This is a genomic window from Streptomyces sp. NPDC058576, from assembly GCF_042718715.1.
Lineage (GTDB): Bacteria > Actinomycetota > Actinomycetes > Streptomycetales > Streptomycetaceae > Streptomyces.
In genome coordinates, this window is the sequence record NZ_JBHXPF010000016.1 from 23,314 (window position 1) to 48,372 (window position 25,059).

A 25,059-nucleotide genomic window follows, 5' to 3' on the forward strand; every position below is an offset into this window, starting at 1 on the left:
ACCTGCGGCGTCCCATCACGGGCGAGTACCTTGTTGCACATAGGTTGCAATAACACTCCCTGTGCGAGAAGAGGATGGCGTGCGGACTCCGGTGGTGCTGGGCATCGAGTCGTCATGCGACGAGACGGGAGCGGGGATCGTCTCCGGCGGCCGGCTGCTCGCGCACGTCGTGGCGTCGAGCATGGACGAGCACGCACGCTTCGGCGGGGTCGTGCCGGAGATCGCCGCCCGGGCCCACCTCCAGGCGTTCACCCCGGTCGTCAGCGAGGCCCTGGCACAGGCGGGGCTCCGGGTGCGGGACATCGACGCCGTGGCGGTGACCACCGGGCCCGGTCTGTCCGGCGCCCTCCAGGTCGGCCTGGCCGGTGCGAAGTCGCTGGCCTACGCGGCGGGGGTGCCGCTGTACGGCGTGCACCACCTGGCCGGGCACGTGGCCGCCGACACCCTGGAGCACGGGCCGCTGCCCGACCCGTGCATGGTGCTCATCGTCTCGGGCGGCCACACCTCGCTGCTGCTGGTCCGTGATCTGGTGCGCGATCCGATCCTGCATCTGGGCGACACCGTGGACGACGCCGCGGGCGAGTGCTTCGACAAGGTGGCGCGCGTCTTCGGCCTCCCCTATCCGGGCGGACCGGCGATCGACCGGGCCGCCCGTGACGGCAATCCCTGCGCCGTCGCCTTCCCCCGGCCGCTGTCGGGCGCGAAGGACGATCCGTACGCGTTCTCCTTCTCCGGGCTGAAGACGGCCGCCGCCCGCTGGGCCGAGCAGCACCGCCTGCGCGGCGAGGACATCCCGCTGGCCGACGGGGCCGCCTCGCTCCAGGAGGCCGTCGCGGACGTCCTCACGCGTAAGGCGCTGGCCGCCTGCCGCCAGTGCGACGTCCGCACGCTGGTCGTGGTCGGCGGCGTCGCGGCGAACTCCCGCGTCAGGGCCCTGGCCGAGGAGCGGTGCGAGGCCGCGGGAGTCGAGCTGCGGGTGCCGCCGCTGACGCTGTGCACCGACAACGGGGCGATGATCGCCGCCGTCGGCGACCTCCTGGTCCGGGCGGGCGCGGACCCGGCGCGGCTGAGCCTGTCCATCGACCCGTCGGCCCCGTTGGAGTACGCCGCTCTGCACCCGGTCGCCGCGCCGGCGAGGGCCGCGTGAGCGGCGTGGCGCCCGCCCTTCCCCCGGGTGACCGACCGTAGGACGAACGGACTGCTGGTGCGTACCGCCGGCATCCGCAGCCGTTTCCTGGACTTCGTCGCCGCCCGGGGCCACACGGCCGTCCCGGGCGCACCGCTGCCGACACCTGACCCGCCCCTGCTGTTCGTCAACGCCGGCATGGTGCCCGTCATGCGGTACGTCACCGGTGAAGCGCCCCCGCTGTGGGAGCGGGCCACCAGCCCCACCGGCCCGGACGCCCTGGTGTGCCGGCGCGACGGTGCACCCGCGCAGCCGGACCCGGCAAGCACACCGAGCCCGCTTGCCTTGGCCCTGGACCCCGCACGTCGCCCGTACCCCTGAACTGAACCGCCCCCTGTCTCGGCCATCACGGCCAGGCAGGGGGCGTTCTTGTGCGCCCGGATTCACCCGCGTCGAGTGGCTCCCGCCGGCCAGACCACGTCTACGGGAAGACCAACTTCCCGGGCCTGCTCCACGGTGTCGGCGGTGCCGCCTCCCTTGCCCGAAGGGGGCGTGCCGTCCCACACGGCTACAAGGCGGTCCGCCCGGAGCAGCAGCTCGGCGTTCGCCGACTCGTAGGCCTCCCGGCCCGCAGTCGCGTGCGGCAGAGTCACGACGTGCTCGGCTGTCTCGACCAGGTGATCGAAGACAGCGGCATGGGCTGGTTTCACCCTGGCAGCGCGGTAGTCCTCGGAAGGAATCACAGCAATCAGGCGCCCGCCGACAGCAGAAACCTCTTCCGCGAAGAGGCTGTCCGCCCCGGCGGCAATGCACGACACCCCCGTCAGGTCCTCGCTGTACTTGGCGAGCAGCTCACGCAGCGCAGCGCGCACCAGCGGCACACTCTCCTCGGTCAGGTCCATGTGCCCGGTCACGGCCAGTGTCGTCATGCGCCCGTTCCTCAGCTCGACAGCAGGTCGCGGATACTATCGCGCGCCTCGCGCACCGGCCGCGACGCGCTGTGTCCCACGGTGTAGGGGTACAGCTGCCCCAGCTGGGTGCGGACACGCCCTGACTGCGTGCCGCGCGCGGCTTGCACCGCCAGGGCCGTCTCGGCGGCCGCGCCTTGGATGTCCCCGGCGAGGAACTGGCATTCCGCCAAGCCGATGCGGTCGAGCGCGTGGGAGCGCCCGGCTTCTGCGCCGCGGGACATCAGGGCCGCCCGGATCCTGTCCGCAGCCTGGACTGCGTGTCGGCGCGGGTCGGCGCGGGCGAGGTCAAGGAGTCGCCCCCCGGTGACGCCCGCGAGCTCGGCTTCGTCGAAGTAGGCAATCCAGTACGGCTCGTCGGAGTTCCCGCCGGCTCTGGCGAGGTCCTCGGCCGCCTTGGCGGTGGCCCGGTGAAATCCGGCGATTCGCCCCTGCGCGGCATACGCCCAGGCCTCGCGGGTGTGGAGCATGGCGCGGGCCCGGGGGCCGATCACGTCGCGTGCACCCTCCTGGGCGAGGTGGATCAGCTGGAGAGCGTCGTCGGCCCGGTCGCGGTAGAGCATCTGCCTGGCCATCCCAGCCAGCACGTTGGCCCCGAAGACGACGTCGCCGCCAGCGTGGGCGGCTCGGAGGGCGAGGCGGTAGTAGTCCTGCGCGCGCCGGTGCAGTCCGGAGTCCCACGCCATGGTCGCGGCGGTGCCGGCCAGGTGCGCCATGACGCGGTACAGGCGGTCCGCCACGGCCGGGGCCTGGTGGTCATCGAGGGCACCGGATACTTCCGCGAGCTGCCCGAGTACCGCTTTCCGTCGGAGGCCGCCGCCGTACTGGTGGTCCCACTGGCGGAAGGCGCGCGCGGTGGTTTCCAGTTCCTCGACTTCCCGCATGCCGAGTCGGCCCGGGCGGCGTTGCCCTGGGACGGTGGCGGCCGGGACCAACCAGCCTTCGAGGCTGTCGAGGAGCGCGGAGCCGGTTACCGCGGCGCCGGCCAGGGCGCGGGTGAGGGCCCGTCGGTCCATCACGAGATCACTCCTGGTGAGGTGGGTGGCCAGACCCACGGTGGCGTCGGGCCGCCACGGAATCTCGTCTGTGTCTGGCCGGTCACCTGGAGCGTCTGGCTGGTCATGCGGTGCTGAGGTGTGGTCGCCCTCCCAGGGGCGCGGCGCGAGGCCGAGCAGGCAGCCAGGGATGCGGAGGCCGTCGGCGATGCGGCAGATGACCTCGAAGCTGGTGACCTGCTGCTGGCCGCTGATGATCGTGGACACCTTGCCGGGGGTGAGCTGGCAGGCAGACGCGATGCGGTTCTGGGAGAGACCGCTCCACTTCTTGATCAGTGCGAAGACGGCGGCGAAGTCGTGCTCGATGAGTGCTGCCCGGACGTCTGCTCTGTCGAGCACATCGGGGCTGAGCAGGCCGGGGGTGGCGGCATCCATGGGCTGACTTCCGTTGCGATCCTATGCACGCGCAGGCGCCTTACTGGAGCGCCAACGAGTGTATTACCGGCTCGGTAACCCCCGCTGGTCATCCCGCGGTTACGTGCGCCGGACGACTCTGTGATGGCGACGGAAACCGCAAGCTACGCGGAGAGAACCATGGCGATGACGATGAAGGTGTACGAGGTAACCCGTGACGGGCTCACCCGGATCGTGCGCGAGGAGGCGGAGGTCGTGCCCCTCGAACAGCCGGAGGCCTCGCACCAGTTCCCCGCATGCGAGTGCCCCGAGTGCAGGATGTCGGCGGAGTGACGACCTGCTACAGCGGCGGCGGCGCGCACGCCTTCCCCGTCGAGGACGAAACCGGGGCCCACTGCCCCGAGCACGAGGTCACGCTGCTCTGGCACATCACCCCACCCACAGACTCCCGCCCGGCCGCGCATTCCCTGGAAGGACCGCGGCCGGGCGGGCGATCCCCCAACAGCGACAGGAGATCACCATGAGCGTAGGCCAGTTACCCGTCATCGCCCGAGGGCTCATCACCGACGAGCGGTTCACCAGCTGCCGCAGCACCGTCAGGGACGCCAACCCGGGCATGTCCCAGGAGATGGCCGGCCGGATCGTCGAGGAGGGGCTGAAGTTCGTGGCCGCCTGCTCCCGCAACCCCGGCGTCGGCCTGGCCCCGTCCCGGATCGTCGACGAGGGGTGGCACGCCCTGATCCTGCACACCGCGATGTACGCGGAGCTGTGCGAGGAGCTCGGCGGGAACTTCGTCCACCACTTCCCCGGGTACGACCCGACGAACTACGACCCGGAGATCCTGGACCGCACCCGCCAGGCAATCGCCGACCTCGGGTATGTCGCGGACGTACAGCTGTGGGGTGAGCCGTCCGATGAGACGCTCGCGTCGGTGGCGGCGAAGTGCCAGCATGCCCCGGACTGCACCATCGTGATCATCCCGAAGCCGAAGCCGAAGGGCTAGCCTGCTGGGCAGGAGGTGCCTTATGGCGAAGGAATGGACTGACCCGCGGTACGCGGACCTGGTGGCCGCGTGGAGGGCTGGGCAGGAGCCGGACTCGCGTGACTCGCGGGAGCCCCGGCCGGTGCGGGGGTTCGTGATCCCCGCCGAGCCCGAGGCGTAGCCCGCCCAGACCGACCGAGCAGCCCCTGCCTCTCACGCGGCAGGGGCTGCTTCGTTCGCCCTCACGAGGACGGGCGCTTCTTGCGCCGCGCCTGTGCGGAGAGGAGCCCCATCCTGGTGAAGTGCGCCTTCCGCAGAGATTCGGCGGCTGCGGCGACCTGGGCATCCGTGGCCCCGGGGTGCTTCTGTCCGGCCTCCTCCTCGAACTTGCTCTCAGCTGCGCGCCGGGCTCCTGCCGTCCGCGCTGTTCGGTCCGTGGTGTTGGCCCAGCTCTGGTGGGCTCCAAGGCGGGCTCGCAGGGCACGTTCGGTGGGGTCCACACCCACTGCTCGCTGGCAGCAAGCGTCCGGATTACCGCCGCCCGTTTAATCCCCACTTTCGAGTGGAGCAGGGGAGGCATCGGCGAGGAAGGCTCCGCCCATGGAAACGCCAGCAGCACCGCAGCCCCATTTCATGACGACGCGGGAAGTCGCGAAGCTGATCCGTAAGACGCCGCAGGCCGTACGCCAGATGCGGCACCGGGGTATCGGTCCGAAGCGGGGGCGCCGCGTCGGCAGAGGCACGCTCTACCCCCGCACCGAGGTCATGGCCTGGTTGGACGCCCGGGAACAGGCTGACCCGCTGGCGCGCCGCCGCGCGGGCGGTCAGAGTTGAGCGAAATCGATGTGCACGTATGGCGACGCCACGGACCTGAGCGAGCTTGTGCACTACACGCCGGAACACGTCGAGGCGGAGGGCTGGTTGCCGTTCTCGGCGCGCACTCTCCGCGACAAGGCGTCGGCCCGTGTCTTCCCCCACAGCAAGGCGGGTGGCCGGATCACGTTCCTGCTGCGCCACATCCGGGAGATCGCGGCGATGCACGAGGTCCGTCCGGCGAGCGAAGGCCGCGCCCTTCCTGCGAAACGTCGCCGGCGGATCGATTCATGATCGCTAGCAGTTCGATGGAGCGTGGGTGGAGCATCTGCCCGAATCGGGCCCGAACAGACGGCGACCCCAGACCAGAGGAACGCTCTGACCTGGGGTCCAGGGGTAGGCCGTGTGGGACTCGAACCCACAACCAACGGATTAAAAGTCCGCTGCTCTGACCAATTGAGCTAACGGCCCCTGCGACATCACCCCCCGAGCATAGCCCGCCCGGTCCCGGCAGCCGATCCGGTATCGGTCTTGGGCCCGTCGCGCCTGTTCAGGAGCGCGGTGCGGGTCCCGGGACAGGTGCGAACAGGGGCGGCGACAGCAACAGGGCCCGTACGTCACCGAGTCGGTTCGGTGGCGTACGGGCCCTGCCGGTCTGTCAGGCGGACCTGCTCGGCCGGAGGCCGGCCGAGCGGGGGTCAGCCGTTGCGCTTCCAGCGCGGCTTGTCGTCGCGGCGGCCGAAGGAGCCGGTGTTGGTGCCGGTGTTGGCGCCGCGGTGGTCGTCACGACGGCCGGTGGGGCGGTCGCCGCCGCCGGAGCGGAAGCCGCCCGAGGGGCGGTCGTCACGACGGTCACGGTTGAACGGACGGTCGCTGCCACCGGAGCGGAAGCCGCCCGAGGGGCGGTCGTCACGACGGTCGCGGTTGAAGGACGGGCGGTCGTTGTCCCGACGCTCGAACGGACGGCCACCACGGTCGTCCCGACGGTCGCCGCCACCGGAGCGGAAGCCACCGGAGGGGCGGTCGTCACGACGGTCACGGTTGAACGACGGACGGTCGTTGTCCCGACGCTCGAACGAACGGCCACCACGGTCATCGCGACGGTCGCCGCCACCGGAGCGGAAGCCACCCGACGGGCGGTCGTCACGACGGTCGTTGCCGCCGCGGTAGCCACCACGGTCGCCACCGCGGTTGTCGCGGCGCTCGTAGTTGCCCCGCTCGTCGCGGCGCTGCTCGTCGCGGGCGGCCGGCTGCTCGGGGACGGAGACGGCTGCCACGAGGGCGGCCTCGGCCTCGGCGGCCACCTCGGCCACCGCGGCCTCGGGGTCGTCGCCCCGCTCGCGCGCGGCGCGGGCGACCAGGCGGTCGGCCTCCTCGCGCAGCTCGACGGCGCGGCGCTGGACACGCTCCAGCTGCTTCGTCAGGTCGGCGGCCTCGCGCTCGGCCTGCTTGGCGGCGTTGTTCGCGGAGTCGGCCTGGACCTCGGTGAGCGAGCGGGCGCCGGTGATCTCGGCGACCTCCGGCTCGAAGACGCCCGCGCCCTGGACGATGTGGCGCGAGGCGTCGACGCCCGCGTCCTCCATCAGGCGGAAGATCTGGCGGCGCTGGTGCGGAAGCGCCAGCGAGACGACGACACCGGACTTGCCGGCGCGGGCGGTACGGCCCGAGCGGTGCAGGTAGTCCTTGTGGTCGCCGGCCGGGTCCACGTTCAGGACCAGGTCGATGCCGTCGACGTGGATGCCTCGGGCGGCGACGTCGGTGGCGACGAGCGCGTTGACGTAGCCCTTCTTGAAGTCCTCCAGGACCCGCGTACGGGCGCCCTGGGTCATGCCGCCGTGCAGCGCGTCGGCCTTCACGCCGGACTCGATGAGCTGCTCGGCGATGCGGTCGGCGCCCAGCTGGGTGCGGACGAAGATGATCGTGCGGCCCTTGCGGGCGGCGATGGCGGCCGTGACCGGCGCCTTGTCCTTCGGCTTCACGACGAGGACGTGGTGCGACATGGTCGTGACGTTGCCCTGGGCGCTGTCGACCTCGTGCGTGACCGGGTTGGAGAGGTAACGCTTGACCAGCGTGCCGATCTCGTTCTCCATGGTGGCGGAGAAGAGCATCCGCTGACCGCCGCCGGGGATCTGGTCGAGCAGCTCGGTGACCTCGGGCAGGAAGCCCAGGTCGGACATCTGGTCGGCCTCGTCGAGGACGGCGACCTGGACGTTCTCCAGCGAGCAGGCGCCGCGGTTGATGATGTCGCGCAGCCGGCCCGGGGTGGCGACGAGGACGTCGACGCCGCGCTCCAGGGCGTAGATCTGGTTGCCCATCGACGTACCGCCGCAGACGACCTTCATCTTGAGGCCGAGCACGTCGCCGTACGGCTGCAGCGCGTCCGCGACCTGCATCGCGAGCTCACGGGTGGGGGTGAGGATGACGGCGCGGGGCTTCTTCTTCTCGGTGTGGCCGCCGGCCAGCGCGGCGAGGGTCGGCAGACCGAAGGAGAGGGTCTTGCCGGAGCCCGTACGGCCACGGCCGAGGATGTCCTTGCCGGCCAGGGCGTCCGGGATGGTCGCCGCCTGGATCGGGAAGGGGGTGGTCACACCGTTCTGGGCGAGCTTGCGGACGATGCCCTCGGGCAGGCCCAGGTCGCCGAAGGTGACGGTCGGCTCGGCGGGGGTCTTGTCGGCCTCGTCCGCGATCTCCTCGGCGGAGTCCGCGACCTCGGCGGCCGGGGCGTCGGCCTGCGCGTCGGCGACGAAGTCCGCGACGGACTTCTCGGCGACGACGGTCTTCTCATCGGCCGGGGCGGTGGCGCCGGCCGGGGCCTCGGTCACAGCGGCCTCGACGAGCTCCGCGAGCTCGACAGCGTCGACGTTCTCGGGCATGACGGTGTGGTCAGAACTGGAAATTGACATGCGAAATGCGAAACCTTCCGGAGTCTCGGCACGCGCCCATAACTCCGTGATTCGCAATTTCGACCGCCTCAATGCGGTCCAGCCACGGCAAGGGAGAGTACGCGCCACACGGCGCTCTTCTGTGTCGGCGCCGGGCAATGGGATCAAACGATCTACCACCATACGCACTCTCACCCACATCGCGCAAACCAGCCCGGTCTGCCCTCCGGCTACACCGGCCCCACCTGCGGTGATGCCTCCGGGGTCCGCAACGGCCTGACCGTCTCCGGTCCGCCCATCGCCTGCGCCCGCAGCTGCGCGGCGGGCGAGGCCGAGGGGGGCGGCTCCGGCGGATCGGTGGGCTCCGGCTCGGGCTCCGGGTCCGGGGCGGGCGGCGGCGGGGCCGGCGGCTCCGGGGTGGCCGGCGGCGGCTCACCCGGTCCCGGAGTCGAGGGCGTCGGGGTGGGCCGCACCCCGCCGCCCCGGGTGGGCCCGGGGGCGGCCGGTTCGGGCCGCGCGCCCTTGGGGGTGACCGACGGCGTGGCGCCGGAGGCGTCCGGGCTCGGGCTGCTCCCGGGCACACCCCGGTCCGAGTGGGGGTGCGCGCCCCCGCCGCGTCCCCCGGCCCGCCCGGAGCCGGGAACCGTGTCCCCGGCCGGATCGGCGGCGGAGCCCTTCGGGCCGGCGGACCTTGAGGGCCCCGGCGCTCCGGCGCCGTCCTCGCCGACGCTCATGCAGCCGGTGGACGCGGCGATCGTCAGCGCGGTGACGGCTGCCCAGCGGACAGGGGCGGACAACTGGCGCACGAGTGGCACCTCCGGGGCGAGGGAGCGGAGAGCGGGAAGGAAGCGCGCGGCGCCGGGGCGAAGCGGGAACAGGCGGTACCGGGCGGTGCCGGGCGGCAGTCGAGAGCGAGCGGTACGGCGTCGCACCGTGCCCAACTCCCCCGACCCCGCCGGAGACACGCCCGAAACGCCACCCACCCGCGCGACGACCGCCGAAGCTCGGCCCCATCAGGACCCGCCGGTCACGACGACCGCCGACGCGCGACCCCGGACGGGACGAGCCCCATCCGCGCGACGACCGCCCAAGCGCGGCCCCGGACCGGACGAGCCCCACCCGCGCGACGACCGCCGAAGGAACCCGCGGCCCGATCAGGACCCGCCGGTCACGACGACCGCCGAAGCGCGACCCCGGACCGGACGAGCCCCACCCGCTCGACGACCGCCCAAGCTCGACCCCGGGCCGGACAGGACCCGCCGGATCAGCCGGCCGCGCTACCCCCCGAACCCGCCCGCCAGCTCCGCCCCCAGGAACACCGCGCCCAGCCCCGCCAGCAGCGACGCCAGCACGTTGGCCGCGGCCAGGAAGGCCCGGCCCGTCTCGGCCAGGCGGAGGGTCTCGTACGAGAACGTCGAGTACGTCGTCAGCGCTCCGCACAGGCCCGTCGCCAGCAGGGCGTGCGCCGGGGAGGAGACCGCGGCGCCGGTCAGGACGCCGAGCAGCAGACTGCCCGCGATGTTCGCCGCGAAGGTGCCCCACGGGAAGACGTACGGGACGCCGGGCCCTTGGTGCGCCTGCACCGCACGGTCCGTCAGATAGCGCAGGGGCGCGCCCACCGCCCCGCCGACCGCCACCAACAGCCAGTTCACGCGGCCCGCCCCTCGCCCCGGGAGCCCTCCGCGCCCCGGTCCAGCCAGGCCCGCGTCCCCGTGGCCGCCGCCCACACCGCCCCGAGCGCGGCCACCACCGTCACCGCCGCGTACGCCATCGCCACCGCGACCTCCTGACGCACCAGCAGGCCCGAGACGTCCGCCGCGTACGTCGAGAAGGTCGTGTATCCGCCGAGCACGCCGACCCCGAGGAACGGCCGCACCAGCGGATGCGTGATGCGGCCCCGCTCGACGGTGAGCACCATCAGCACGCCGATCAGCGCGCAGCCGCTCACGTTGACGACGAGCACCGTCCACGGGAAGCCGCCCGCGCCGGGCCACAGGACCACGGCCCCGTAACGGGCGAGCGCGCCGAGCGCGCCCCCGGCCGCCACCGCCGCCAGCACCCGGCTCTGCCGCACGGCGGGCGGGCCGGGCTCCGGCAGCTCCTGTGGGGCCTGCTCGCTCACCCGTAGCCCAGGGCGTGCAGCCGCTCGTCGTCGATGCCGAAGTGGTGGGCGATCTCGTGGACCACGGTGATCTCCGTCTCCGCGACGACGTCCTCCCGCGTCTCGCACATCCGCAGCGTCGGCCCCCGGTAGATGGTGATCCGGTCCGGCAGGACCCCGGCGTACCACTCGCCTCGGTCGGTGAGCGGGGTTCCCTCGTAGAGCCCGAGCAGGTCGGGGTCGCCGGGGTCCGGTTCGTCCTCGACGAACACCGCCACGTTGTCCATCAGCCGCGTCAGCTCCGGCGGAATCCGGTCCAGAGCCTGGCTCACCAGCTCCTCGAACTGTTCGCGCGTCATCTCCAGCACCCCGCCATTGTCACGTACCGCGGCCGGGTGCGGGCAGGTGGCGACCGCCCTGGACTGATGACCGGAGCCGCCGCCCGGCATGGCCGAGGCCGTACCGGGGCATACGGGCCCAATGGTCCGCGTCCCGTTCCGTGCCGCAGCCGACCGCGTCCGGCACCGCCTCACCCAGCTCGTCCGCCCGAAGCCCGGAAGCCGACCGGGACGCACCCCGCCCGGCGCCGGAGCCTCCCGCACCGGCGCGGCGGCCCCCGGCGACCTGACGGGCCCCGCCCGCCGCCCGTACCTCCGCGCCCTCGGCATGCTCGCCGTCGTCGTGCTGGGGGCCTGGCTGGGACTGCTCGCCGTGGGGTCCATCCGTACGCCGGTCGGCCCCATGGACACCAACATGACGCTGCGCCCCTCCCTCACCGGCGGCAGCAAGATCAACGTGTCCCCGCTCGGCGCACTGGAGCTGGACTCGCACATCGCGCCGCTCCGGCTCGACGTGGACGTGGACCGCCTCGACCCCGAACGCTCCCAGGCCCTGGTCGACCAGCCGGAACGGTTCTCCACCCTCCAGGACGAGGTCACCCGGGACGTCGCCGCCGGCACCCGGGAGCTGGCCGTGCGCTCCTGCGTCGCCGTCGTCTCCGGCGCGACCGCGCTCGGCCTCGTCGTCTACCGCCGCCCTCGCCGCGCCCTGGCCGCCGGCGGGCTCGCCCTCACCCTGCTGGCCGCGTCCGGCGTCAGCGCGTACGCCACCTGGAACCCGAAGTCCGTCCTGGAGCCGAAGTTCTCCGGGCTGCTGTCCAGCGCCCCGTCCCTGGTCGGCGACGCCCGCTCGATCGTCACCGAGTTCGACATCTACCAGCAGGAGCTGGCCCGCCTGGTCACCAACGTCACCAAGCTGTACGACGCGACCTCCACGCTCCCCGTCTACCAGCCCGACCCCGGCACCATCCGGGTCCTGCACGTCTCCGACATCCACCTGAACCCGGCCGCCTGGCACATCATCGCCTCGCTCGTCGAGCAGTACGAGATCGACGTGATCATCGACTCCGGCGACACGATGGACCACGGCTCCGCCCCCGAGAACGGCTTCCTCGACCCGATCCGCGACCTCGGCGCGCCCTACGTGTGGGTGCGCGGCAACCACGACTCGCCCATCACCCAGGCCTACCTCAAGAAGTTCAAGAACGTCCGCGTCCTCGACGACGGCCAGGCGGTGAACGTCGGCGGGCTCCGCATCGCGGGCACCGGCGACGCCTCCTTCACCCCGGACCGGACCGGCCCCGGCGGCAACAAGGAAGCCGCCCGGCTGGAGGGCATGCGGCTGGCCACCGCGCTGCGCGACCAGGAGCGGGCGGGCACCCCGGCCGACATCGCCGTCGCCCATGACCCGAACACCGCCCGGGAGACCGACGGCACGGTCCCGCTGGTGCTGTCCGGCCACCTCCACCGCCGGATCAACGAGCAGCTGAAGCTCGGCACGCGGCTGAAGGTCGAGGGCTCCACGGGCGGCGGCGGGCTGCGGGCCGTGCAGAACGAGAAGCCCGAGAAGGTGCATGCCTCGGTGCTCTACATGGACCGCTCCACCCGCCGGCTCCAGGCCTGGGACGAGATCACGCTGGGCGGTCTCGGACTGACGACCGCCGAGGTCAGCCGCCATCTTCCGGAGGAGAACCTGAAGAAGGGGACCCCCGCCTCGCCCTCTCCCAGCCCGTCCCCGACGGGCTCCGGGACGCGCCCGACGCCCTCGCCGTAAACCGTTTTGGCGATAGCTCCACCCATCCCATATGCTTCTCACGTCCCCGACGCGCTGCAAAGCGAACCGGCGGGCCAATAGCCCTCATCGTCTAGTGGCCCAGGACGCCGCCCTTTCAAGGCGGTAGCACGGGTTCGAATCCCGTTGGGGGCACGTTTCACCGTGTGCGAGACTTGTTTCGCACATTGCTTGGTCCTGTGGAGCAGTTTGGAGTGCTCGCCACCCTGTCAAGGTGGAGGCCGCGGGTTCAAATCCCGTCAGGACCGCTTGCAGCCCCAGCGGCTGCGTGGCTGGGTAGCTCAGTTGGTACGAGCGATCGCCTGAAAAGCGATAGGTCGCCGGTTCGATCCCGGCCCCAGCCACCTCTCGAAGGCCCCGTCCACCGGACGGGGCCTTCGCCGTGTCACACCTTCTCCCTCTCCTTCTCGGTCTCCTCCGCCGGTACGCCGGCGCCGCGCCGCCGCCAGGCCCGTACGCCCAGGACCAGCAGCGCCACCAGCACCACCGCGACGAGCGCCACCCCGTCCGGCACCCGCTCGCCGAACTTCTGCGCCCACTGCTCGACCGCGAACGAGTCGTCGACCCCCAGCAGGCCGGGCAGCGCGGTCGTCCCGTCGTAGACGAGGAACAGCGCGCCGAGGCCGATGAAGAACAGCCCCGACAGCAGCGACGTGGTGTGCAGCTCGAACCGGCCGAGGCGGACGGCCCGGCCGCGCAGCCAGGCCCGGCGGCCGAGGTCGAAGCGCTCCCAGAGCAGGGCGAGCAGGAAGAGCGGGACGGCCATCCCGAGCGCGTACACCGCCAGCAGCAGTCCGCCGTAGACCGGGCTGCCGCTGACCGCCGCGACGGTCAGGACGCTGCCCAGGATCGGGCCCGCGCAGAAGCCGGCCAGGCCGTAGACCGCGCCGAGCGCGTAGACGGAGAACGCGGTGGTGGGGCGGATCCGGCCGCTGAGGGCCGCGATCCGCCGGGACGCGAAGCCGAGGCCGACGATCTGCGCGACGCCCAGCACGATGATCAGCCAGCCCGCGCCCGTGACGAGGGCGTCGCGGTGGCCGTAGAAGAGCCGTCCGGCGTACGAGCCGGCCGCGCCGAGCGGGACGAGGGTGGTGGCGAGCCCGGCGTAGAAGATGCCGGTACGGGCCAGCAGCCGGGAGGCGGAGTCGATGGAGTACGCGAAGAAGGCCGGCAGCAGCAGCGCGCTGCAGGGGCTGACCAGGGCGAGCAGCCCGCCGAGGAAGGCCGCGAAGTAGCCGATGTCCGGGGTCACTTGGCGGCGTCCCCGGCGTCGTCGCCGCCGGCGTTGCCGGTGGTCTTCGCCTTCGCCTGCTCGGCGGCGGTCTCGATGGCCCGCGTGAACGTCTCGTCCGGCTGGGCGCCCGCGATCGGGCGGCCGTTGATCAGGAACGACGGGGTGGACGTCGCGCCGATCCCGTACGCCTGCTCCTGGTCCTTCTTGACCGCCGCACGGGCCGCGTCGCCGTCGAGGTCCTTCATGAACCGGTCCAGGTCCTTCACCCCGGCCTCCTCGGCCAGTGCCTCGACCCGGTCCTTGCCGAAGCCCTTCTCCTTCGCCCCCTCGGCGTAGGCGGCGCGGTGGAACTCCCAGAAGCGGTCCTGCTGCCCGGCGGCCCAGGCGCCCCGCGCGGCGTTCTCGGACTCCTCGCCGAAGATCGGGAAGTTCCGCCACTCGATGCGCAGCGTGCCGTCCTTCACGTACTTCTCGATCAGCTCCGGTTCGGTGTCCCGGGCGAACTTGCCGCAGTAGCCGCACTTGAAGTCGGCGTACTCGATCAGGACGACCGGGGCGTCCGCGCGGCCGGTGGCCAGCTTGTCGTCCGCGTCCCGGCGGGCGAGCTTCGCCAGCTCCGGGTAGACGCCCTCGTTCGGGTCGGCGGAGACCTCGGCGGCGGGGCTGGTGGCGGTGTCCTTCGAGGCGTCGTCGGGGGAGGTGGCCCGGTACGAGGCGAAGCCGAGGAGACCGGCCGCGAGGACGACGACCGCGCCGTAGACGAAGGGCTTGCGGGAGGACGGGGAAGGCGTGGCGGCGGACTTCTTGGGCGTGGGCATGCGGCACTCCGTGCTGATGGTGCGGAAGGAGAGAGGTCAGGGTGCGGGTCGGGCGGGCGCCCGCCTACACCCGCAGCACGGAGAGTTCGACCGGAGTCGGGGTGTACGGGACCGGGGCGCGGGCCCGTATCCCCGGCGGCGGCTCGGCCGACAGCGCGCCCGTCGCGGCGGGCAGCCCCCACGGGGCGAGGCCCGGCGGCTGCTCGTACGCGGTCCGGGCGCGGGAGGGGACGGCGGGCTCGCCGTCGTGATCGCGGAGCTTCCCGCAGCCGGGGACGGGGGTGTCCGCGCCGGCGGCCTCGGCCACAGGAGCCTGAGCCGGGTCCTGAGCAACGGACCTCGCCCGCCCCTCGGCCCGGGCAGGAGTCGGGTCCTGCCCCGGGGCCTGCGCGACGTGGAGCACCGGCCCGGAGGAGTCCCCCGGTCCGGCGGCGGCGAAGGCCCCCGGTCCGCACAGCAGCCCGATCACCACGGTGAGCAGCGCCGTCAGGCTCCACCACTGCGTACGGGACACGGGACCGGGGCCTTTCTCACGCGGTGGGACGGGGCTGAGCGTTCGACTGCCCGAAATGGTACGTGCCGCGTGACGCAGCCCGCGCGAAATGAGGTCGCCACTCCGCGGGCCCGGGTGAGATCCTGGGATCCGTATGTCTACTTCCTTCGCCGATCTCCAGTCCCAGCTCGGACAGCTCTCGCTCCGTGACGCGAACCGGCTCGGCCGGCGCCTCGAAGGAGCGCGCCGCATCCGCAAGCCCGAGGCCCGCCAGTCCGTGCTGGACGAGATCGCGGCCGATGCGGGCAGGGCGGCCGAACGGCTCGCCGCCCGCGCGGCCCGGCTGCCGGCCCTGTCGTACCCGGAAGAGCTGCCGGTCAGCCAGAAGAAGGACGAGATCCTGGAGGCGATACGCGACCACCAGGTCGTGATCGTCGCCGGTGAGACCGGGTCCGGGAAGACCACGCAGATCCCCAAGATCTGTATGGAGCTGGGGCGCGGCGTCCGGGGCATGATCGGGCACACCCAGCCCCGCCGGATCGCCGCCCGTACGGTCGCGGAGCGGGTCGCGGACGAGCTGAGGACGCCGCTCGGCGAGACCGTCGGCTGGAAGGTCCGGTTCACCGACCAGGTGAACCCGGAGTCGACGTATCTGAAGCTGATGACGGACGGCATCCTGCTCGCCGAGATCCAGACGGACCGCGAGCTGCTGGCGTACGACACGATCATCATCGACGAGGCCCACGAGCGGTCGCTGAACATCGACTTCCTGCTCGGCTATCTGGCCCGGCTGCTGCCCAAGCGCCCGGATCTGAAGGTCGTCATCACCTCGGCGACCATCGACCCGGAGCGGTTCGCGCGTCACTTCGGCGAGGCCCCGATCGTGGAGGTCAGCGGACGGACGTACCCCGTCGAGGTCCGCTACCGGCCCCTCCTCGAAGGGGCCGACGAAGACACAGCGGACTCCGACCGGGACCAGATCACCGCGATCTGCGACGCCGTCGACGAGCTGGGCCACGAGGCCCCGGGCGACGTCCTGGTCTTCCTCTCCGGTGAGCGCGAGATCCGGGACACGGCGGACGCGCTGAACAAGCGCAACCTCAGACATACCGAGGTGCTCCCCCTCTACGCGCGCCTCTCGCACGCCGAGCAGCACCGCGTGTTCCAGCGCCACACGGGACGCCGCATCGTGCTGGCGACCAACGTCGCCGAGACCTCGCTGACCGTCCCCGGCATCAAGTACGTGATCGACCCCGGCAACGCCCGTATCTCCCGCTACAGCCACCGCACCAAGGTCCAGCGGCTGCCGATCGAGCGGATCTCCCAGGCCAGCGCCAACCAGCGCAAGGGCCGCTGCGGCCGTACGTCGGACGGCATCTGCATCCGGCTGTACTCGGAGGACGACTTCGTCACCCGGCCGGAGTTCACCGACCCGGAGATCCTGCGGACCAACCTGGCCTCCGTCATCCTCCAGATGACCGCCGCCGGCCTCGGCGACATCGAGAAGTTCCCCTTCATCGACCCGCCGGACCACCGCAACATCCGCGACGGCGTGCAGCTCCTCCAGGAGCTGGGGGCGCTGGAGCAGGGCGAGAAGTCCCCCCAGGAGGGGAAGAGGGGGCAGCGGCTCACCCCGCTCGGCCGCAAGCTCTCCCAGCTGCCCGTCGACCCGCGCCTGGCCCGCATGGCCATCGAGGCCGACAAGAACGGCTGCGCCCGCGAGGTGATGGTCATCGCCGCCGCGCTCTCCATCCAGGACCCGCGCGAGCGGCCCGCGGAGAAGCAGACGCAGGCCGACCAGAACCACGCCCGGTTCAAGGACGAGACGTCCGACTTCCTGGCGTACCTGAACCTCTGGGCCTACGTCCGCGAGCAGCAGAAGGAGCGCGGCTCGTCCTCGTTCCGCCGGATGTGCAAGCAGGAGTACCTGAACTTCCTGCGCATCCGCGAATGGCAGGACATCTACGCGCAGTTGCGTACGGTCGCGAAGCAGATGGGCATCACCGTCGAGGAGCCCAAGGCGGAGGCGTCCATCCCCGAGCAGGCGGTGCACACCTCGCTGCTGGCCGGGCTGCTGTCGCACATCGGGCTGAAGGACACCGAGAAGAACGAGTACCTGGGCGCGCGCAGCGCCAAGTTCGCGGTCTTCCCCGGCTCCGCCCTGTTCAAGAAGCAGCCCCGGTTCGTGATGTCGGCGGAGCTGGTGGAGACCTCCCGGCTGTGGGCGCGGGTCAACGCCAAGGTCGAGCCCGAGTGGATCGAGCCGCTGGCCCAGCACCTGGTGAAGCGCACCTACAGCGAGCCGCACTGGGAGAAGGACCAGGCGGCGGTGATGGCGTATGAGCGAGTCACCCTGTACGGCGTGCCGATCATCGCCCAGCGCAAGGTCAATTTCGGACGTATCGACCAGGAGGCCTCGCGGGATCTGTTCATCCGCAACGCCTTGGTCGAGGGCGACTGGCGCACCCACCACCAGTTCTTCCACGACAACCGCAAACTCCTCGGCGAGGTCGAGGAGTTGGAGCACCGCGCACGGCGCCGCGACATCCTCGTGGACGACGAGACGCTGTTCGACTTCTACGACCAGCGGATTCCCGAGCACATCGTGTCCGGGGCGCACTTCGACTCCTGGTGGAAGAACAAGAAGCGCGAGGAGCCGGACGCGCTCGACTTCGAGCGCTCCATGCTGATCAACGAGAAGGCCGGGGCCGTCACCAAGGACGACTACCCGGACTCCTGGCGGCAGGGGAAGCTCAAGTTCAAGGTGACGTACCAGTTCGAGCCCGGCGCGGACGCGGACGGCGTGACCGTGCACGTACCGCTCCAGGTGCTCAACCAGGTCACCTCCGAGGGCTTCGACTGGCAGATCCCGGGGCTGCGCGAGGAGGTCGTCACCGAGCTGATCCGCTCGCTGCCGAAGCCGATCCGCCGGCATTACGTCCCCGCGCCGAACTACGCCGACAAGTTCCTGGACCGGGCGGTCCCGCTCCAGGAACCGCTGCCGTTCACCCTGGCGCGGGAGCTCCAGCGGATGGTCGGCGTGCCCGTCACCGCGGACGACTTCGACCTGTCCCGCGTCCCGGACCATCTGAAGATCACGTTCCGGATCGTCGACGAGCGTCGGCGCAAGGTCGCCGAGGACAAGGACCTGGAGGCGCTGAAGCTCCAGCTGCGCCCGAAGGCCCGTCAGGCGCTCTCCAAGGCCGCCGCGGCCACCGCGGGGCCCTCCGGGGAGTCCATCGAGCGCTCGGGCCTCACGGACTGGACGATCGGCACGCTGGACAAGATCTTCGAGACGCGTCGGGCCGGTCAGCCGGTGAAGGCGTATCCGGCGCTGGTCGACCAGGGCGCGACCGTCGCCGTACGGCTCTTCGACACCGAGGCCGAGCAGCAGCAGGCGATGTGGCGCGGCACCCGGCGGCTGATCATGCTGAACATCCCGGTGAACCCGGCGAAGTTCGCCTCCGACCGGCTCTCCAACCAGCAGAAGCTGGCCCTGTCCCGTAATCCGCACGGTTCGGTGCAGGCGCTCTTCGAGGACTGCGCCACCGCGGCGGCCGACCGGCTGATCGCCGCGCACGGAGGTCCGGCCTGGGACGAGAAGGCGTTCCGGACGCTGTACGACAAGGTGCGCGCGGATCTGGTGGACCTGACCGTCCGCACGATCGACCAGGTGCAGCAGGTGCTGGCCGCGTGGCAGGCCTGCGAGCGCCGGCTGAAGTCGACGAACAGCCTCACGCTGGTGGCCAACGTCACCGACGTACGGGAGCAGCTGGCCAGACTCGTACCGTCCGGTTTCGTTACGGCGACCGGGCTGCGCCGGCTGCCGGACCTGATGCGCTACCTCGTGGCGGCCGACCGGCGGCTCCAGCAGATGCCGACGGCCGTGCAGCGGGACACCACGCGGATGGCGAAGGTCCACGAGATGCAGGACGAGTACGCCTGGCTGCTCGAACAGCTCCCGCAGGGCAGGCCGGTGCCGCAGGAGGTGCTGGACGTCCGCTGGATGATCGAGGAGCTGCGGGTGAGCTACTTCGCCCACGCGCTGGGCACCGCGTTCCCCGTCTCGGACAAGCGGATCGTGAAGGCGATCGACGCGCTGGCGCCCTGACGCGGAGGCTCCGACGGGGTCCGGGAGGCGGTGACGGAGTCACCACCAGGAGTGAAGTCGACCTGGGCCTCCCACCTCCTGTACAGTCTGGTTTCGCAGCAAGCCGCAAGGCAAGCGGCGAAAGCCTGGTCCTGTGGAGCAGTTTGGAGTGCTCGCCACCCTGTCAAGGTGGAGGCCGCGGGTTCAAATCCCGTCAGGACCGCAGTAGAAGAAAGCCCGGATCGTTTCGATCCGGGCTTTCTCGTGTTGTGCCCTCCCCTTCCTGCCTCTCCCGCCTCGCGTCTTGACGGCTGCATCCGCCGCCGGTACCTCGTAGAAGCAGCGGCCGTCCCTGCACCCTCGGCGCTTCTCTCGGCGGGGGACGGCCGGGCTCACCGGGAGGTGGCTCGTATGTCCGCGTCCGCAGCACGACATGAGACCCGCGCGCTGCTGCGCGCCCACCTGGCGGCCGCTTCCGCCTATCGCCACCTCACCCGGCACTGTGCGGTCTGTCATCGCCTCCTGCGCCTCGCCATGGAGTCCGGGGGCGGCGGAGAGCCGGGAGCGCCCGCAGGCCCCTTGGACGCCCCGGAGACCGCCGCCGGACGCCGGGCGTCCGCCGAGCGCCCCGACGAGGACGAGGCCGAGGCCGAAAGGCCTGCCACGACGTGACCATCGGCCGGATGCTTCCGCGTCCGGACAGTGGCAGGCTCGGAGTTGGCAAGCATCATGCGGTGTGACGGTAGTCACCGAAAGAGTTTTCAGACCGGGGGTTTTTACACCTCCCCTACAACTGATGAATTTAATATGTGCAATTGCACGGGGGTGGCGGGCTCGCGAGGACCGTTCCGTCCGGGGCTGTCCCACCGCGTCCCCGACGCGCAGTCGGCGCGTAATCGGCGTGTGGTCGGCGCGTCTGCACGCGGTCCGGGACGCTCACCCACACTCCCGCACAGACCCGCTCACAGACCCACGAAGGCCCCCCGCCTGCCCGCGTCGGCCCCCTGAAGCCGACCGACCGCCCGGTTCTGGACGAGCCGGCCCGGAGGCCGCGAGCGGGCCGGGAAGCCCCGCCCGAGGGCACAAAAAAGATCGCGCTGGACCCGGCGGAGTCCAGCGCGATCGATACGACGACACCCGTGGAACACAGGTATGACGCCCGTTGGGGCAGGCGTCCGTCGAGTGGAGCTAGGGGTGGGCGGCTGGGGTTGGGGGACCTGGCAGCTGCCCGGATGGTGATGCTGTGCTGCTGTTGTGCTGTTGCCGCGTGGCAGGGGTGTGTCAGGCCTCGCTGCGCTGCTGCGGAATACCCGCAAGCAGTGCGCGGACCTCTGCCTCGCGGTACCGGCGATGCCCACCGAGCGTGCGGATGGACGTGAGCTTGCCAGCCTTGGCCCAACGGGTGACCGTCTTCGGGTCCACGCGGAACATCGTGGCAACCTCAGCCGGGGTCAGCAGCGGCTCGGCATCAGGGGTGCGAGCGGTCATGAGCGGCCTCCTCGGGAGAACCGAACCTTCTCGGTTCTTTCCTCTAAATTCTGCACCTTGACCCGCGTTGCCCGAAATGGCGGACGCGGGCCGAGTCGGTTATAGGACGAACGGCTTGTCCTCGGCACTACAACTACACCATCCGTCCAGCCACGTCGGCCAAACCGATGGAATTGCCCTCCCAGGTGTTCATCAGCGACGGAAGCCGATGGACCATGCCATAGCGGACAGTCACGCCCCAGTGACGATCAGTCACAGAGCGATCAGGAGTCGTCAGACCCCCCATAGCGTGCAATGTCGAGCATCCTGCCCTTACTTGGACAGAAGGAGCCCTCCCCGGACTCCTTGTCCTATTTTGGCATGAGGAGTAGGGATAGGCGCAAGGGCCCCGTTAGTGCTGTCCATCACGCTTGAGGCAAAGGCCCGGTTCGGGACGTAGGTCCTGGGGTCGGCGGCGTACGCTTCCGCCCCACCCGTCCCATGAGACCTCACGCGTCACACGGAACGCCGGTTCACGGAACGTCCGTTCAGTCTCCTCCGCCCTCCACCTCGCACCCTCCTCCCTCCAGCTCGCGTCCCGGTCTTTCGTCCTGGATGAAGGATGCCCCGGTTCCATCACCTTGATGCCGCTGTGGGCCTTTTCACGTCAATTGGTGAACTGGAGGTCCCGTACCGCCCGCCAGCGCTCCGCGAGCCGCGCGTACGCCTCTCCCGCACCCTCGCCGTCGCCGTCCCGCAGCGCGGCGAGCCCCTCCGCCACGTCCGCCGCCGACCGGTCCCCGGCGAGCCTCTCCGCCGGCAGCGCGTGCACGAGGCCCCCGTAGTCCAGCTCGACCAGGGAGCGCGGATGGAACTCCTCCAGCCAGCGCCCCACGTCCACCAGGCCCTCGGTCAGCGGTCCCTCGGGAACGCTTGCCCGCAGCGTCCGCAGCGCCCGCGCCAGCCGGCGCCGGGCCTCGACCATCGGGGTGCGGTAGCGCAGGACGGGCCCGGACCCCTCACCGTCCGCCGCCGCGTACTCCCGCTCCTCGTCGTGGAAGAGGACGAACCAGCGCACCGGGACCTGCCACACCGTGGTGCGGATCCACGGCCTCGCGTCCGGGTGGAGCCGCTGCCAGCGCTCGTGGTCCGCCGCCGCCTGGCCGCGCACCACCGCCGGCAGCAGGGCATCCAGCACGTTGGCCGGAAACATGCCCCCCAGCTCCTCCAGGGCCAGCCAGCCCCGCAGCCTGGTCCGCCACGGGCAGACGCACACCACCCCGTCCAGCTCCGCGACGAACGCGTCACCGCTCTCGTGCACGGGCACCCCGACCGGCGGCGTCGACGCCAAGTCCGCCAGGGAGCGGCGCAGTTCGTCCTGGGCCGTGGGAAGGTCCTCGCGCCGTGCGTAACGCGCCCAGTGACTCCGCTCGGGCTCGGCGAATGCGGCGAGCGGCTCGTAGACCCGGAGGTAGGACGTGTAAGGGACGAGCACCGAAGACACCACCGACATGCAGCGCATCGTGTCACGGAGGATCACCCCCTGGGGGTGATCCTCCGCGCGGGTGCGGATCCGCGCCGCCGGAGGACTTACGCTCTTGCCCATCGGACCGGCCGTGCCGGTCGGTCCGGGGTCCTCCCCACCCCTAGGAGGGCCTCCGCCGCTTCGTGTTATTTGGGAGTCACCACAGTGACCGATGTGACCAGCGGGCACGTAGACGTACTGCAGACCCTGTTCCACTCGGATCAGGGGGGCCACGAGCAAGTCGTGATCTGCCAGGACCGTGCCAGCGGCCTCAAGGCCGTCATCGCCCTCCACTCGACCGCCCTGGGCCCGGCCCTCGGCGGCACCCGCTTCTACCCGTACGCCTCCGAGGCGGACGCCGTCGCCGACGCGCTGAACCTGTCGCGCGGGATGTCCTACAAGAACGCCCTCGCGGGTCTCGACCACGGTGGCGGCAAGGCCGTCATCATCGGCGATCCGGACAGGATCAAGAGCGAGGAACTCCTCCTCGCCTACGGCCGGTTCGTCGCCTCGCTCGGCGGCCGCTACGTCACCGCCTGCGACGTCGGCACCTATGTCGCCGACATGGACGTCGTCGCCCGGGAGTGCCGCTGGACCACCGGCCGCTCCCCCGAGAACGGCGGCGCGGGCGACTCCTCGGTGCTCACCGCGTTCGGCGTCTTCCAGGGCATGCGGGCCTCGGCCCAGCACCTGTGGGGCGACCCGACGCTGCGCGGCCGCAAGGTCGGCGTCGCCGGGGTCGGCAAGGTGGGCCGCCACCTCGTCGAGCACCTGCTCTCCGACGGGGCCGAGGTCGTGATCACCGACGTCCGCGCGGAGTCGCTGCGCGGGATCACCGATCTGCACCCCGAGGTCACCGTGGCGGCGGACACCGACGCGCTGATCCGCACCGAGGGCCTGGACGTCTACGCGCCGTGCGCGCTCGGCGGCGCGCTGAACGACGACACCGTCTCCGTGCTCACCGCGAAGGTGGTGTGCGGCGCGGCCAACAACCAGCTGGCGCACCCGGGTGTGGAGAAGGACCTGGCCGACCGGTCGGTTCTCTACGCACCCGACTACGTGGTCAATGCCGGCGGCGTGATCCAGGTGGCCGACGAGCTGCACGGATTCGACTTCGACCGGTGCAAGGCGAAGGCGACGAAGATCTTCGACACCACGCTGGAAATATTCGCACGTGCGAAGGCGGACGGGGTTCCGCCGGCCGCGGCGGCCGACCGGCTGGCCGAGCAGCGGATGGCTGAGGCCGGCGCCCGCTGCCCGGGCGGCCGCAAGCGGCCCGCGGACCTGCGAGACCACTCTCCCTCCGGTCGGCGGGTCGTACCTCCACAAGAGGTTAAAATCGCAGTTGACCAGGGAGGACGGGGCTCCTCGCTGGCCCTGTGCCGGGGACCGGAATGCGGGCGGCGTACCGTATGGCCACGGAAGCAGGTACCGTTAAAGCTCTACGGGCGCGGTCTCTCTGCCGAGAGTCCGTCCTGAAACATGAACGCGTGTCAAGACTCTGGGGCCGTCGAGCCCCGTCACCGAGGGGGTCGAGCCATGGGGCGCGGCCGGGCAAAGGCCAAGCAGACCAAGGTCGCCCGCCAGCTGAAGTACAGCAGCGGCGGGACAGACCTGTCGCGTCTGGCCAATGAGCTGGGCGCATCGCCTTCGAGTCAGCCACCGAACGCAGAGCCGTTCGAGGACGACGACGAGGAAGATGACCCGTACGCACAGTACGCGGATCGCTACAACCAGGATGATGACGAGGATCAGGACGATCAGTCCGGTCCGTCGTCACAGCGCCGCGGCGCTTGACCTCGCGCTGACACATCAACCCGGTCCGGGCCTGCCCCGGGCCGGGTTCTGTGTGTCCCGATCCGGGGCGGTCCGGGGCGCCTTCCGCCGGGTGGGGCCGATCGTGGCTCCCCGCCCGGCGCACAGCGTCCGTACCCCTCAGCGTGCGTAGTCCCCGGTCAGCTCGGCGCCCGTGGCGTGGTCACCGCGGTCGGTGATCTCACCGGCGACCCAGGAGTCGACCCCGCGGTCGGCGAGCGTCGTCAGCGCGGCGTCCACCGAGTCGGCCGGGACGATCGCGATCATCCCGACGCCCATGTTCAGCGTCTTCTCCAGCTCCAGCCGCTCGACCTGACCGGCCTTGCCGACCAGGTCGAAGACCGCGCCGGGCGTCCACGTGGAGCGGTCCACGGTGGCGTGCAGCCCGTCCGGGATGACCCGGGCCAGGTTGTTCGCCAGACCGCCGCCGGTGACGTGGCTGAAGCCGTGCACCTCGGTCGTACGGGTGAGGGCCAGGCAGTCCAGGGAGTAGATCCGGGTGGGCTCCAGGAGCTCCTCGCCCAGCGTCCGGCCGAACTCCTCGACCTCGCGGTCCAGGGACCAGCCGGCCCGGTCGAAGACCACGTGGCGGACGAGCGAGTACCCGTTGGAGTGAAGACCGGAGGACGCCATGGCGATGACGGCGTCACCCGTGCGGATACGGTCCGGGCCGAGCAGGCGGTCGGCCTCGACCACGCCCGTACCGGCTCCGGCGACGTCGAAGTCGTCCGGGCCCAGCAGACCCGGGTGCTCGGCGGTCTCGCCGCCGACCAGGGCGCAGCCCGCCAGGACACAGCCCTCGGCGATGCCCTTCACGATGGCCGCGACACGCTCGGGGTGCACCTTGCCGACGCAGATGTAGTCGGTCATGAACAGCGGCTCGGCGCCGCAGACGACGAGGTCGTCCACGACCATGCCGACGAGGTCGTGGCCGATGGTGTCGTACACGCCCATCTTGCGCGCCAGGTCCACCTTGGTGCCCACACCGTCGGTGGCGGAGGCCAGCAGCGGGCGCTCGTAGCGCTTCAGCGCCGAGGCGTCGAAGAGGCCGGCGAAGCCGCCCAGTCCGCCGAGGCCGGCGACCTCGGGGCGCTGGGTCTTCTTCACCCACTCCTTCATCAGCTCGACGGCGCGGTCACCGGCTTCGATGTCGACGCCGGCCGCCGCGTAGGAAGCACCTGTTGTCTCAGACATGGCCTGGGATCT

Annotated in this window: 23 protein-coding genes, 5 tRNA genes and 2 pseudogenes; 15 read left to right on the forward strand and 15 right to left on the reverse strand. The window is 71.3% G+C overall.

Features of this window, described 5'->3' with window-relative positions; translation table 11 throughout:
* The first annotated feature begins 91 nt into the window (after positions 1 to 91).
* Together tsaD and ACFWRV_RS14260 are read left to right on the forward strand one after the other, a co-directional pair.
* Positions 92 to 1,147 (forward strand): tRNA (adenosine(37)-N6)-threonylcarbamoyltransferase complex transferase subunit TsaD, encoded by a 1,056-nt coding sequence (gene tsaD, locus ACFWRV_RS14255; protein ID WP_384333633.1) that lies wholly within the window; start codon positions 92 to 94, stop codon positions 1,145 to 1,147.
* A gap of 57 nt (positions 1,148 to 1,204) precedes the next feature.
* Positions 1,205 to 1,387: pseudogene (locus tag ACFWRV_RS14260) on the forward strand (alanine--tRNA ligase-related protein); the annotation flags it as partial.
* Positions 1,388 to 1,569: 182 nt separating this feature from the next.
* On the opposite strand, the gene ACFWRV_RS14265 reads toward ACFWRV_RS14260, so the two are convergent.
* Positions 1,570 to 2,055 carry a hypothetical protein gene (locus ACFWRV_RS14265; RefSeq protein WP_384333415.1) on the reverse strand — a complete coding sequence of 162 codons (486 nt, stop codon included), beginning with the start codon at positions 2,053 to 2,055 and terminating at the stop codon, positions 1,570 to 1,572.
* 11 nt (positions 2,056 to 2,066) lie between these two features.
* On the reverse strand, positions 2,067 to 3,524 hold the full coding sequence (locus ACFWRV_RS14270; RefSeq protein ID WP_384333418.1) for a helix-turn-helix domain-containing protein: 1,458 nt from the start codon (positions 3,522 to 3,524) through the stop codon (positions 2,067 to 2,069).
* Positions 3,525 to 3,683: 159 nt separating this feature from the next.
* Here ACFWRV_RS14270 and ACFWRV_RS14275 point away from each other — a divergent pair, with 159 nt between their 5' ends.
* Both ACFWRV_RS14275 and ACFWRV_RS14280 read left to right on the forward strand, forming a co-directional pair.
* Entirely contained in the window at positions 3,684 to 3,836 is a 153-nt protein-coding gene (locus ACFWRV_RS14275; RefSeq protein ID WP_384333421.1) for a hypothetical protein, read from the forward strand.
* 187 nt (positions 3,837 to 4,023) lie between these two features.
* Positions 4,024 to 4,506: a glycine-rich domain-containing protein gene (locus tag ACFWRV_RS14280; protein ID WP_384333424.1), complete on the forward strand. Its 483-nt coding sequence runs from the start codon at positions 4,024 to 4,026 to the stop codon at positions 4,504 to 4,506.
* A 221-nt stretch (positions 4,507 to 4,727) separates the two neighbouring features.
* Here ACFWRV_RS14280 and ACFWRV_RS14285 read toward each other — a convergent pair whose 3' ends face one another.
* Positions 4,728 to 4,985, reverse strand: coding sequence for a hypothetical protein (locus ACFWRV_RS14285; protein WP_384333427.1), 258 nt, complete (start codon positions 4,983 to 4,985; stop codon positions 4,728 to 4,730).
* Positions 4,986 to 5,118: 133 nt separating this feature from the next.
* On the opposite strand from ACFWRV_RS14285, the gene ACFWRV_RS14290 reads away from it, so the two are divergent.
* Both ACFWRV_RS14290 and ACFWRV_RS14295 read left to right on the forward strand, forming a co-directional pair.
* Positions 5,119 to 5,319, forward strand: a complete 201-nt coding sequence (locus ACFWRV_RS14290; RefSeq protein ID WP_384333430.1) for a helix-turn-helix transcriptional regulator — start codon at positions 5,119 to 5,121, stop codon at positions 5,317 to 5,319.
* A 48-nt stretch (positions 5,320 to 5,367) separates the two neighbouring features.
* Positions 5,368 to 5,592: a hypothetical protein gene (locus ACFWRV_RS14295; RefSeq protein WP_384333433.1), complete on the forward strand. Its 225-nt coding sequence runs from the start codon at positions 5,368 to 5,370 to the stop codon at positions 5,590 to 5,592.
* Positions 5,593 to 5,695: 103 nt separating this feature from the next.
* Here the strand turns inward: ACFWRV_RS14295 and ACFWRV_RS14300 are convergent.
* The 6 genes from ACFWRV_RS14300 to ACFWRV_RS14325 all read right to left on the reverse strand — a co-directional run bounded on the left by ACFWRV_RS14300 (position 5,696) and on the right by ACFWRV_RS14325 (position 10,649).
* A tRNA-Lys gene (locus tag ACFWRV_RS14300) sits at positions 5,696 to 5,769 on the reverse strand.
* Between the two features lie 227 nt (positions 5,770 to 5,996).
* Positions 5,997 to 8,171: a DEAD/DEAH box helicase gene (locus tag ACFWRV_RS14305; protein WP_384333436.1), complete on the reverse strand. Its 2,175-nt coding sequence runs from the start codon at positions 8,169 to 8,171 to the stop codon at positions 5,997 to 5,999.
* A 239-nt stretch (positions 8,172 to 8,410) separates the two neighbouring features.
* Positions 8,411 to 8,986, reverse strand: a complete 576-nt coding sequence (locus ACFWRV_RS14310; protein ID WP_384333439.1) for a hypothetical protein — start codon at positions 8,984 to 8,986, stop codon at positions 8,411 to 8,413.
* 471 nt (positions 8,987 to 9,457) lie between these two features.
* A complete protein-coding gene (gene crcB, locus ACFWRV_RS14315) occupies positions 9,458 to 9,832 on the reverse strand; it encodes a fluoride efflux transporter CrcB (RefSeq protein WP_384333442.1) in 375 nt (124 codons plus the stop codon).
* Positions 9,829 to 10,302, reverse strand: a complete 474-nt coding sequence (locus tag ACFWRV_RS14320) for a fluoride efflux transporter FluC (RefSeq protein ID WP_384333445.1) — start codon at positions 10,300 to 10,302, stop codon at positions 9,829 to 9,831. Before ACFWRV_RS14320 ends, crcB begins: the two co-directional genes overlap by 4 nt.
* Positions 10,299 to 10,649, reverse strand: coding sequence for a metallopeptidase family protein (locus ACFWRV_RS14325; protein WP_030298144.1), 351 nt, complete (start codon positions 10,647 to 10,649; stop codon positions 10,299 to 10,301). The genes ACFWRV_RS14320 and ACFWRV_RS14325 overlap by 4 nt, the downstream gene beginning before the upstream one ends.
* A gap of 112 nt (positions 10,650 to 10,761) precedes the next feature.
* Here ACFWRV_RS14325 and ACFWRV_RS14330 point away from each other — a divergent pair, with 112 nt between their 5' ends.
* The 4 genes from ACFWRV_RS14330 (at position 10,762) to ACFWRV_RS14345 (ending at position 12,755) form a co-directional block, all read left to right on the forward strand.
* Positions 10,762 to 12,393 (forward strand): metallophosphoesterase, encoded by a 1,632-nt coding sequence (locus ACFWRV_RS14330; RefSeq protein WP_384333448.1) that lies wholly within the window; start codon positions 10,762 to 10,764, stop codon positions 12,391 to 12,393.
* A gap of 80 nt (positions 12,394 to 12,473) precedes the next feature.
* Positions 12,474 to 12,546, forward strand: a tRNA-Glu gene (locus ACFWRV_RS14335).
* Between the two features lie 38 nt (positions 12,547 to 12,584).
* Positions 12,585 to 12,659, forward strand: a tRNA-Asp gene (locus ACFWRV_RS14340).
* Positions 12,660 to 12,681: 22 nt separating this feature from the next.
* Positions 12,682 to 12,755, forward strand: a tRNA-Phe gene (locus ACFWRV_RS14345).
* Between the two features lie 41 nt (positions 12,756 to 12,796).
* On the opposite strand, the gene ACFWRV_RS14350 is transcribed toward ACFWRV_RS14345, so the two are convergent.
* From ACFWRV_RS14350 to ACFWRV_RS14360, 3 genes are all read right to left on the reverse strand, one after another.
* Positions 12,797 to 13,663: a cytochrome c biogenesis CcdA family protein gene (locus ACFWRV_RS14350; RefSeq protein WP_384333451.1), complete on the reverse strand. Its 867-nt coding sequence runs from the start codon at positions 13,661 to 13,663 to the stop codon at positions 12,797 to 12,799.
* The gene (locus ACFWRV_RS14355) at positions 13,660 to 14,463 is read right to left on the reverse strand and encodes a DsbA family protein (protein ID WP_384333454.1); all 804 of its coding nucleotides are present in this window, start codon (positions 14,461 to 14,463) and stop codon (positions 13,660 to 13,662) included. The genes ACFWRV_RS14350 and ACFWRV_RS14355 overlap by 4 nt, the downstream gene beginning before the upstream one ends.
* Before the next feature lie 64 nt (positions 14,464 to 14,527).
* The gene (locus tag ACFWRV_RS14360; protein WP_384333457.1) at positions 14,528 to 14,977 is read right to left on the reverse strand and encodes a hypothetical protein; all 450 of its coding nucleotides are present in this window, start codon (positions 14,975 to 14,977) and stop codon (positions 14,528 to 14,530) included.
* Between the two features lie 133 nt (positions 14,978 to 15,110).
* On the opposite strand from ACFWRV_RS14360, the gene hrpA reads away from it, so the two are divergent.
* The 3 genes from hrpA to ACFWRV_RS14375 all read left to right on the forward strand — a co-directional run bounded on the left by hrpA (position 15,111) and on the right by ACFWRV_RS14375 (position 19,718).
* Positions 15,111 to 19,067 carry an ATP-dependent RNA helicase HrpA gene (gene hrpA / locus ACFWRV_RS14365; protein ID WP_384333460.1) on the forward strand — a complete coding sequence of 1,319 codons (3,957 nt, stop codon included), beginning with the start codon at positions 15,111 to 15,113 and terminating at the stop codon, positions 19,065 to 19,067.
* 127 nt (positions 19,068 to 19,194) lie between these two features.
* Positions 19,195 to 19,269 (forward strand) — tRNA-Asp (locus tag ACFWRV_RS14370).
* A 188-nt stretch (positions 19,270 to 19,457) separates the two neighbouring features.
* Positions 19,458 to 19,718, forward strand: a complete 261-nt coding sequence (locus ACFWRV_RS14375; protein WP_384333463.1) for a DUF6274 family protein — start codon at positions 19,458 to 19,460, stop codon at positions 19,716 to 19,718.
* A 609-nt stretch (positions 19,719 to 20,327) separates the two neighbouring features.
* Here the strand turns inward: ACFWRV_RS14375 and bldC are convergent.
* Positions 20,328 to 20,534 (reverse strand): developmental transcriptional regulator BldC, encoded by a 207-nt coding sequence (gene bldC / locus ACFWRV_RS14380; RefSeq protein WP_003949541.1) that lies wholly within the window; start codon positions 20,532 to 20,534, stop codon positions 20,328 to 20,330.
* A 646-nt stretch (positions 20,535 to 21,180) separates the two neighbouring features.
* Positions 21,181 to 22,026 carry a hypothetical protein gene (locus ACFWRV_RS14385; protein ID WP_384333466.1) on the reverse strand — a complete coding sequence of 282 codons (846 nt, stop codon included), beginning with the start codon at positions 22,024 to 22,026 and terminating at the stop codon, positions 21,181 to 21,183.
* Between the two features lie 177 nt (positions 22,027 to 22,203).
* On the opposite strand from ACFWRV_RS14385, the pseudogene ACFWRV_RS14390 reads away from it, so the two are divergent.
* A pseudogene (locus ACFWRV_RS14390) lies at positions 22,204 to 23,292 on the forward strand (Leu/Phe/Val dehydrogenase); the annotation flags it as partial.
* Between the two features lie 285 nt (positions 23,293 to 23,577).
* On the forward strand, positions 23,578 to 23,835 hold the full coding sequence (locus ACFWRV_RS14395; RefSeq protein ID WP_007447468.1) for a DUF3073 domain-containing protein: 258 nt from the start codon (positions 23,578 to 23,580) through the stop codon (positions 23,833 to 23,835).
* A 138-nt stretch (positions 23,836 to 23,973) separates the two neighbouring features.
* Here the strand turns inward: ACFWRV_RS14395 and purM are convergent, their stop codons facing one another.
* Positions 23,974 to 25,047, reverse strand: a complete 1,074-nt coding sequence (gene purM / locus ACFWRV_RS14400; protein WP_384333469.1) for a phosphoribosylformylglycinamidine cyclo-ligase — start codon at positions 25,045 to 25,047, stop codon at positions 23,974 to 23,976.
* Positions 25,048 to 25,059 lie beyond the last annotated feature (12 nt).